This is a genomic window from Iningainema tapete BLCC-T55 (assembly GCF_014698965.1).
Lineage (GTDB): Bacteria > Cyanobacteriota > Cyanobacteriia > Cyanobacteriales > Nostocaceae > Iningainema > Iningainema tapete.
Genome location: NZ_JACXAE010000028.1, coordinates 19,577 through 28,306, shown reverse-complemented (window position 1 = coordinate 28,306; position 8,730 = coordinate 19,577). Strand labels below are relative to the sequence as shown.

General features: G+C 38.1%; 13 protein-coding genes. 6 read left to right on the top strand and 7 right to left on the bottom strand.

Features of this window, described 5'->3' with window-relative positions:
* Window positions 1–48 precede the first annotated feature (48 nt).
* From ICL16_RS06665 to ICL16_RS45360, 4 genes are read right to left on the bottom strand one after another with little or no spacing between them, the layout of a single operon-like run.
* Window positions 49–462, bottom strand: coding sequence for a hypothetical protein (locus ICL16_RS06665; RefSeq protein WP_190826075.1), 414 nt, complete (start codon window positions 460–462; stop codon window positions 49–51).
* 35 nt (window positions 463–497) lie between these two features.
* A complete protein-coding gene (locus ICL16_RS45370) occupies window positions 498–803 on the bottom strand; it encodes a patatin-like phospholipase domain-containing protein (RefSeq protein ID WP_238360632.1) in 306 nt (101 codons plus the stop codon).
* Window positions 804–815: 12 nt separating this feature from the next.
* Entirely contained in the window at window positions 816–953 is a 138-nt protein-coding gene (locus tag ICL16_RS45365) for a hypothetical protein (protein WP_238360631.1), read from the bottom strand.
* Between the two features lie 53 nt (window positions 954–1,006).
* The gene (locus ICL16_RS45360) at window positions 1,007–1,504 is read right to left on the bottom strand and encodes a patatin-like phospholipase domain-containing protein (protein WP_238360630.1); all 498 of its coding nucleotides are present in this window, start codon (window positions 1,502–1,504) and stop codon (window positions 1,007–1,009) included.
* A gap of 799 nt (window positions 1,505–2,303) precedes the next feature.
* Between ICL16_RS45360 and ICL16_RS06655 the strand changes: the two genes are divergently transcribed.
* Window positions 2,304–3,461, top strand: coding sequence for an RNA-guided endonuclease InsQ/TnpB family protein (locus tag ICL16_RS06655; RefSeq protein WP_190826074.1), 1,158 nt, complete (start codon window positions 2,304–2,306; stop codon window positions 3,459–3,461).
* 93 nt (window positions 3,462–3,554) lie between these two features.
* Window positions 3,555–4,403 carry a universal stress protein gene (locus tag ICL16_RS06650; protein ID WP_190826073.1) on the top strand — a complete coding sequence of 283 codons (849 nt, stop codon included), beginning with the start codon at window positions 3,555–3,557 and terminating at the stop codon, window positions 4,401–4,403.
* Between the two features lie 70 nt (window positions 4,404–4,473).
* On the opposite strand, the gene psbM is transcribed toward ICL16_RS06650, so the two are convergent.
* Together psbM and ICL16_RS06640 are read right to left on the bottom strand one after the other, a co-directional pair.
* Window positions 4,474–4,590: a photosystem II reaction center protein PsbM gene (gene psbM, locus ICL16_RS06645; RefSeq protein ID WP_190826072.1), complete on the bottom strand. Its 117-nt coding sequence runs from the start codon at window positions 4,588–4,590 to the stop codon at window positions 4,474–4,476.
* 129 nt (window positions 4,591–4,719) lie between these two features.
* Window positions 4,720–5,016, bottom strand: coding sequence for a 2Fe-2S iron-sulfur cluster-binding protein (locus ICL16_RS06640; RefSeq protein WP_190826071.1), 297 nt, complete (start codon window positions 5,014–5,016; stop codon window positions 4,720–4,722).
* A 305-nt stretch (window positions 5,017–5,321) separates the two neighbouring features.
* Here ICL16_RS06640 and ICL16_RS06635 point away from each other — a divergent pair, with 305 nt between their 5' ends.
* The 3 genes from ICL16_RS06635 (at window position 5,322) to ICL16_RS06625 (ending at window position 7,561) form a co-directional block, all read left to right on the top strand.
* Complete coding sequence (locus ICL16_RS06635; RefSeq protein ID WP_190826070.1) at window positions 5,322–6,554, top strand: hypothetical protein; 1,233 nt, start codon at window positions 5,322–5,324, stop codon at window positions 6,552–6,554.
* Between the two features lie 24 nt (window positions 6,555–6,578).
* The gene (locus tag ICL16_RS06630) at window positions 6,579–7,190 is read left to right on the top strand and encodes a hypothetical protein (RefSeq protein ID WP_190826069.1); all 612 of its coding nucleotides are present in this window, start codon (window positions 6,579–6,581) and stop codon (window positions 7,188–7,190) included.
* A gap of 92 nt (window positions 7,191–7,282) precedes the next feature.
* Window positions 7,283–7,561, top strand: coding sequence for a hypothetical protein (locus tag ICL16_RS06625; protein ID WP_190826068.1), 279 nt, complete (start codon window positions 7,283–7,285; stop codon window positions 7,559–7,561).
* 109 nt (window positions 7,562–7,670) lie between these two features.
* Here ICL16_RS06625 and ICL16_RS06620 read toward each other — a convergent pair whose 3' ends face one another.
* The gene (locus ICL16_RS06620) at window positions 7,671–7,808 is read right to left on the bottom strand and encodes a photosystem II reaction center protein K (protein ID WP_190826067.1); all 138 of its coding nucleotides are present in this window, start codon (window positions 7,806–7,808) and stop codon (window positions 7,671–7,673) included.
* 292 nt (window positions 7,809–8,100) lie between these two features.
* Between ICL16_RS06620 and ICL16_RS06615 the strand changes: the two genes are divergently transcribed.
* Window positions 8,101–8,718 (top strand): TetR/AcrR family transcriptional regulator, encoded by a 618-nt coding sequence (locus ICL16_RS06615; protein ID WP_190826066.1) that lies wholly within the window; start codon window positions 8,101–8,103, stop codon window positions 8,716–8,718.
* The last annotated feature ends 12 nt before the right edge of the window (window positions 8,719–8,730 follow it).

The following is an 8,730-nucleotide window of genomic DNA, read 5'->3' as shown; positions in this document are numbered from 1 at the left end:
GCCCGACTTAGCTCTCTAGGTCGTATTCACCCTGTTTCTACAGCTGTTTCATCCTCGTAATTTGGCAAAGGTATTGCCTGCTTTAACCCAATTATTCGCTTCCACCATCCGCTTGACATGGGCGTTAGCTTGCTCTAAGGCACTAAACAAAGCTTGAGATAAGCTTGGGGGATCAACTGGCGGTGCTTCTTCCAAATGATTAAGCGATCGCTCAACGGTTAACTGCTCAAACAGAGCTAGACTAACTTTACGTAATGCCTCACGGCTGACTTCTGCTCCATGAGCGTGTCCACCCATCCCATCTGCTACAGTTAGAATAGTAATCAGCGGTTGCCCAATTACAGGTATCAGCGAAAAAAGTTGAAAACTATCCTCGTTGGTTGCCCGCTGATTCGTTGTGCTGCGCACAATATATGTAGGTTTGTTCTGACGAACATTACCACTTGCGATTCCATCAAACATGGCATACTCTCTCCTTTTTCTAAAAAACTCATGGTTTATCGCTTGATTTTAAATGTGTTTAGTTGTTCACATAGTGATTTTAATTTACCATCTTTGCTTTCAATATATTGATTTGCTGCTTTGACTAAAGCTGAAATATTAAATTCGCTAGCATCATCCATATCATCATTCACAATAACTATATCTGTAGATATCGATGGATCATCAAATTTTATATCTATTTCAGGATATTGGGGTTGAAATCGATAATATTGCTCGTCTTGATCCTGGGTTTTTAATCTACTTGATAATAACTGCTCCATTTGATAATCTATAACTTCACTTTGACTGTTAAAAACCATATTAATCAACGGTTATACCCATTTTATTTGTCCCCAACTTTCTATATCTTCAATTTCCAATTTACTTGCTTTTCTTCCTGTTCCTAAAGATACTACTAATATCTCATGTAAATCTATATCCTCTCCTGTCTTTATCTTATAGGAATTCATTGCTTCTATAATGGCAATTGATGTTGGATTATTCGCAAATACTCCTCCATCAATTAATGTATAGACTGGGTGGCGATTAAAAGATGTAATAACATAAGGTTTAAAATAAGTTGGCGCTGCGGTGCCAATGCTGCTTGCCCCATTTTATATCCTTCACATACCATGCAAAAGTTTTCCGATTTTTTATATTTCTGTTCTTTTTGCATGTTGCTGGTAAAGAAAAGTGGTAATCTTAGATTTGTGGCATAACTGGTAATTAAAATTTCGGTCAAAGCTTCTTTCATATACGTGTTGGCAAAATATTCATTAATAATGTCTATTTTGCCTTTACGAGTATATTTACTATTAAACAAATCTTCTGGATTAATATTTCTTGCACCTACAACATTAAGTGCAAATGCTAAAGCAGCAGATTTCCAAGACTCTAAACTCTTCCGACTTCTTCTTTGAAAAATTATTTCTCCGTTATTTTTATATAAATCTACCAAATCTGTTGCTTTAAATTTAGAACCAGTTTTATCTTCATTTGGTTTAGTAAGACCTAAAGTCAATATACCTCCTGTTGAAGTTCCTGCAATTAAGTCAAAAAGCTAATATATTGGTTTTTCTGTTCTTCTTTCAATTTCTGCTAAAATCATTGCTGGAACAATACCTTTAATACCGCCACCATCAATTGATAATACTGCAAGTTTGAAAGCCATTTTATTACTCCTCAATAATTATAGTTTGTATCATTTGCCTAAGTATAGTATTCTACACACTTAATTCAGCATAAATAATCTACACAGTGGAGAAAAGATATTCCGTAAAAGAAATTTAAATATGATTGTCAAAACAAGTCAATCAAAGAATAAGGAAGTGCCTCAAGAATGTATGCGATCGCATTACCAAAACTGCCACAATACTACAACCAATCTCTAAAAACGAGTTTTTTCATGTATAATAACATATTTTAACTAGTAATTATATGACAAAGTATTACAAATTTATCTTACTTTTATTTACAATTTCTTGCTGATTTTTAATTAAAAAATTTTAACATAGATTACAACTAATAAATTTAATAACTATTTTTGAAGTTAAATAGGCAGAATTAATAGTAAGCTTGAGTCATCTAAGCCTAAAGAAAAATTTTCCTCAAAGAACTCCTGACTCCCGTATAGGCTCCCAGGCTAGGCGTCTGTACTCCTTCTTCATAAAAACCAAAACAATCTCAGAGTAATTTCCTAGTAACAGCTTTTTTGTACATTATTTAACATAAGTTACATTTGTAATAAAATAACAATATTATTGTTGAAATATGTAGTTTAATCTAGTAAAATTGTATGTAGACAAAACAGAAGAAGTAAGATGTTTGCAGTAAAAAGAAAGCTAAAACTGAATAAACAGGAAGAAAGCATATTAGCACAACATGCTGGCTTCTCCCGTTTTGTTTATAACTACGGGTTAGACCTTTTTTGGCAATCGATAGATGTTAAAGCATCAGATTCTAAGCGAATTAGGGAAATAAAAAAATGCTTTACTAACATAACTAAAAAGCGACCTGAATATGAATGGACTTTAAATCTAAGTTCAACAGTTTATCAATCAGCTTTTCAGCATTTACAACTCGCGTTTAGTAATTGGCGCAAAGGAATTTCTAAAGCTCCAGTATTTAAAAGCAAAAAAGACGGGCAAAGTTTTACTGTTTACAACTGTAATGGAGTAAGTATAGTACCTACTGGTAAGAAAATTAAATTACCATCACTAGGTACTTTCCGCTTACAAGAACGGCTAAAAGAAAGTAATTGCGCCCAAACTTTCACCATTTCTAAAGAAGCTGACGGCTGGTATGTTTCTTTTTCTGTTGAAGCAGAACACATACCACCAATAATGCATGAAATAGTAGAACCTATAGGCATTGACCTTGGTGTAAAGACTTTTGCCACAATTTCTGATCGGACTACATTAGAAGCACCTCTGCCATATAAAGAAGCGAAAGCCAAGCTAGGCAGATTCCAATACCATAATAGAAACAAACAATTTGGTAATCGGAAAAAGGGTATCCAAACTTCTAATAACGCTAAGAAATACTTCCAAAAATTAGCAAAACGCCATCAAAGAATAGCCAATAAACGGAAAGACTTTTTACATAAATCAACAACAAGAATATGTAAAAAGTATGCACATGTACGCATAGAAGACCTAAATGTTGCGGGAATGATTGCTAATTCCAAGCTATCAAAAGCCGTAAGTGATTTGGGATTTTATGAGTTTCGCCGTCAACTAGAATATAAGGCTCCGGTTTTCGGAACAAAGTTAGATATTGTAGACCGATGGTATCCCTCCTCAAAGCAATGCAGGATGTGCAAACAAAAGAATGATGACTTAAAGCTGTCTGATAGAATATTTGTCTGCTTAAATCCTGCATGTGGGCATACAGAGGACAGGGATTTACATGCAGCTTTAAATTTGGCTCAAGTACCAGAAGAACATATCAGTAGTAGGGTGGGTACCATCCGAACTTAACGCCTGTGGACAGCAACGAGGTCTACCCGACTGGATGAAGCAGGAATGGTTGAAAGATGTCTTAGGATGTTTAGTAAATAAGGTTCAGGTAAGATGATAGAAAAGATTCTGTTAGCAGTTTCTGGATTGGGACATGCTGAAGAAATGCTCAAAACTTTAGCAGCAGTTCCATCAATTAGTAGCGCAAAAGTTACAGTTTTACACGTTGTTCCCAATCAAAGTTCTGCCGAAGCAATGACAGCTAAATGGGAAGAAGGTGGTAAAATACTGGCAAAAGCTATTCAACAGCTCAACTTAGACCCTAGCAAGGTTTCTTCGATTCTGCGCCAAGGAGATCCCAAATCAGTAGTTTGCCAAGTAGCAGACGAAATCGAAGCTGACTTAATTATTATGGGTTCACGCGGACTTAAGCGGCTACAATCAATTTTGTCCAACTCAGTTAGTCAGTACGTTTTCCAACTGTCTTCTCGCCCCATGTTACTGGTAAAAGATGACATTTATGTCAAAAGAATTAACAAGATCATGGTAGCGATGGATAACTCTGATGCGGCAAAACATTGTTTAAAATTAGCTTTATTCCTCTTACGCGATCTAAAGGGAGGAGAGTTAATTCTGGCTAATGTTAATACAGATTTGCGTGGTAAATCGGCAGATACAGGAGTTAGTGCAGAACAAAATCCAATTTTAGCAAACGCGATCGCCGAAGCTAAAAAATATGGTGTGCAAGCTCGTTGTGTTTCTAGCAGTGGTAAACCTGGTGAAGAAATTTGTCGCTTAGCCGACGATTATAAAGTAGATCTATTATTACTTGGTTCTCCAGATCGTCGTCCCTCCATCGCTAAGAGTTTAGTAGATATAGATCGACTCTTAGGTGCTTCTTTGTCTGACTACGTGCGCGTCAACGCAACTTGTCCAGTATTATTGGCGCGAACAGTTGGTTAAAGTTAAGATGCTTCGCTTAACAAAAACCCCTACACTACAAGTGCAGGGGTTCTATATTATACACCGACTATTAAGAGTCTTTAGTATTTTCTTTGCTAGCAGTCTGAATGTAAAGAATGATCAAAAAAACGGCAGGAACCAGTACGAACAGGATGCTCGCCACGAATCCTAGATCATTTGTTTGCATGGCAAGAAAGTCTCTTTAATTTCTACTCAACAGTTTTAGAATAGCACTGTCTTGACTCACAAAGTCAAAAGTCAAACATCAAAAGATTTGCTCCCCCACTCACAAACTCCCCCCACTCACAAACTCCCCTTACGGCTTAGTAACTACAGAAACAGGACCATTAACTACAGTTTGACAGGCAAGGCGGTAATTTTCTGGCTTTTTCTTTAATAGTTTGTTTTCTGCATCGGTACGAGGTGATAAACTTTCCATTCCCTCAACTACCTCTACCACACAGCAGCCGCATTGACCATATCCCCCACAATTCATCATTTTGCCCAGCATCTTATATATATCAACGCCGTTTTGCATAGCTTTGAGCCGGAGATTTGCACCATCCGCCGCCACTACTTCTTGATCTTCTTTAACAAACTTGATGTTACCCATAACTGATACCTCATGTGCTGTCGGCTGAACGAAGAAAACTCAGTTGCGATTTAGCTTGATAGTAGATATTACTTATTATATTAATTTATTACATTTTTTTAAGAATTATCAAATAATTGAGAATTTGTCGAATCAATAAATTTAATGCAAGTGAAAACTGCCATAGTCTCTTCACCAAATCCTAATTAATACGTAGTTCTACCGAAGACGTTCGGCAATAAATACGTAACAACAGATAAATAATTACTTACATAATCTCAGTAACTACAAATGATTGAGTTCAAAATTGTCGTCAGTAAAAAAGAATGAATATCACAAAATTTAATAATCAAACTACAAATATCAAAATTCTCAATGCGCAAAGTATGTACTTGATCGGGAAAGCCCTGACTAGCGTCTTTGTGTATACAGTTATATTGGTAGATTCTGCCTTTGCAACTAGCAATCTGCAAGATTTATTTCCCCGTCATATTCCAAACCGAATAGCTTTAACCTCCCAGTTTGTGCCAAAACATCCTAAGCAAACTCCAGAACTATACCCAATACATCAAAAGATTACGCACCTGAGTAGTAATACGGTAACAAACAGAGAAAATAGAAAACCATTCAATCGTTTTCGGTTAAAGCACGCCGACACCTTAAAGAAAGTAAAACAGTCTTCTCAATGGAGAGAACGTCTACAGGTTGCTGCCTTTGCTACAAAATCAAAGCCTGCGCAGGCAGGCTTGGTTAATTTAGCCCCAAGTGTGAGCCTGAAGATTGCGCAAACAAATATTCCCGGAGTCGAAGATACATTTGCAGAAACTAATAAATTGCGCCAACAGCTGTTGATCGATCCCATCACAACAGAAGTTAGAGGGCAAGCAGCACCAGCTTCTAGTGCTGGTACTCCCACAGGTTACGGTGCAAGTTGGCGTCAAGCATTTGTAGGTGCTGGATTATACTTCCCTTTCGATGATGATCGCGTTGATGGTTCCATAGCTGCTGGTTTTGGAGTAGGAGACGCCATTAGATCTGTAGGTGTTGAATTTGACTTTAACTTTACTAGTGTCGGTACTCCTGAAGATTTTGATTTTGGTGACAGTGGCTCTATCGGTTTTAAGGTACACAAATACTTGGGTAATGGAGTAGCAGTAGCTGTAGGTTGGTCAAACCCTGTAAAATGGGGAGATGTAACTAGAGCAAAAGATACCGTTTACGGTGTAGTTACCAAAGCCATTGACTTACAACCAAATAACCCTAACAATAGAATGCCTTTGACAGTCTCGGTAGGTGTTGGTAGTGGTGTTTTTCGTTCCAAAGGAGCTATAGAAGCAGATGAGAATTCTGTAAATATTTTTGGTAGTTTAGGGTTACAAGTTGCGCCGCAAGTATCTTTAATTAGTAGCTGGACTGGAAATAGTTTGAACGTAGGCGGTTCTTTTGCTCCTTTACAAAACACGCCCTTAATCTTCAACGCTATTTTTACAGACGTTACCGACAATTTTGACAGAGGTACTGGCTTGAGCTTAAGTGCAGGCTATGTTTTCCGGTTCTAAACTTTAATCAAACATGCGCAAACGATGAATAAGCATTTTGGTCTTGTGTTATTACTTTTATTTGCTATTGTTGGCTCTTTCTCTACAAGAGCTAATGCTGGTTCAACTGGTGCTGTAGGAACTAGCGTAGAATCATCTTCTTTCTCTGGTGATAACTTTAGTCCCCAAAATCAATCAGTACCTACTCAAGTAGTACCTGGTACTAATCTATCAATTGATTTTAATGGTCAAATTAAGACTCCAGCAGTCATTCAGGAGCAAGTTAATCAGGTAGCTAGCAAGATATACGATCAATCTAGTGATTGTTCTGGTCGCATTGTCGCAATGTTAGCCCGATGTTCTACTGTCGATGTATTTGTCAATGAATTTCAAGCATTCCTATCTAGTACTGGAGTTTCACAAAGTTTAACTACCCCGCTTGTCAAGAATATAGTTGGCTTATTTGAAGGTTTTGCTACTGCACAGCCAAAAGCTGGTAATGTCAATATTAATCAACTAAATGCCGCTATTAAAGCTTACAATAGAATCGTGCGCAAAAGCGACACAAAAACTCTGCAAGAGCTTTATAAAAACTCAGAATTTATCGAGCTTGGTAAGGTTCTTAAAGAATTAAGAGCCGCAGTCAATGTTAGGTAGTACCATTTCACGTTAATCGTAATACATAATAAATATTGTAGAGACGCGATATATCGCGTCTTCACATCATCGGTATTTGTATCAATAATTATATGAAAGCGATCGTTGAACGTAATGTAGATGGTGGACTCTATATTCCCGCTGAACTTCTAGAACTTGTTCAGCCTCACACCCGCTTTGTTATTGAAGTGCAAGATGGAAAACTAACGCTGCATCCTGAGAATGCCGTCGAACTAGAAAACAAACAACCTTTTTGGGCAACCGCGACTCCGCAGGAGCAGGCAGAAAGCTTGTTGCAATGGGTTGATAGTATCAAGGATGGTGTCGGATTACCGGATGAAGCACTCCGCCGGGAGAATATGTACGACTAATGTCAGCTGACTTTAGTAGTTACGCGGAGATTACGCTCATCCATCCCGATGCAGTCTAGCCAAACTACATTCCCTGGCGTCGCCAGGGAATGACAACAGGTAACTTAACTTACCTGAAACCTACGGCTGCTTGCCAAACAAAAGCCAAAAGCAAGAAGAAGACGGGAATGATTGGCAGAACATCTACCAACGGGTCTAAGATTTGGTAAGCTTCAGGCAGTTTTGCCAATAACAATGCTAATTCCATATTTATTAAATCCACCTATCCAACACAGCTTTCAGAATTGACAAATATCTTAACACGGCTTTGTTCCCGTTGATCCCTTCTACGGGCGCTTATGCCCATCCCACAAGAAAAATTTTGTACTACTCTCAAATCAGACCTGCCATACTTCACAAACAAGGTTTGGCATCTAGAATATTTGTCCAGAAATATTAAAATTTATTAAAAGTGCAGTCGCTTCAAAATTCAAACCAATGATTGACAAACTAACGCAATTAGTTTTTACTAATGGCATTAGTTTTAATGTTAATTTGACATGCCTCGTTCCAAAGGACAGACACTGACGGAAAAAGACATTGTTGATGCGGCGATCGCACTGCTTGAGCGCGAAGGTGAGTCGGCATTAGGGGTTAATCGTGTGGCAAGAGAAATCGGCATTCAACCTCCATCGCTCTACAACCACATTGCTGGAAATGAAGCATTACGTCTTGCTGTAGCCATAGAAGGATATCGGCGGGCGGCAGAGTTTGTCAGGCAGCAAGTGACGGCTGTTGAAGAACCAATTCTCGCTTTAAAGACAGTTGCCCACGCACTACGCGACTTTGCTCAAACTCATCCCAGACTTTATGCGATGACAACAACCAATCCATTTAAGTTGGATCATCCAGAATTTGCTCAACATCTCAACTGTGCAATTGAGTTTTACACAGGTTTGCTCAAACCGCTTGATCTGTCTCCCGATGATGTTGTTCATACCATTCGCATCTTTCAAGCCTCCATTCACGGCTTTATTCAGGCAGAGCAGGCAGGCTTATTTGTATTATCACAATCGGTCAATGAAAGTTATGAACGCATGATTAACACCTTGCTTGATGGGTTAGTGCGACAGCATATTCAACATCGTCGCCGCCCAAAACAAAAATCTGACCTATAGAGAGTACATTAA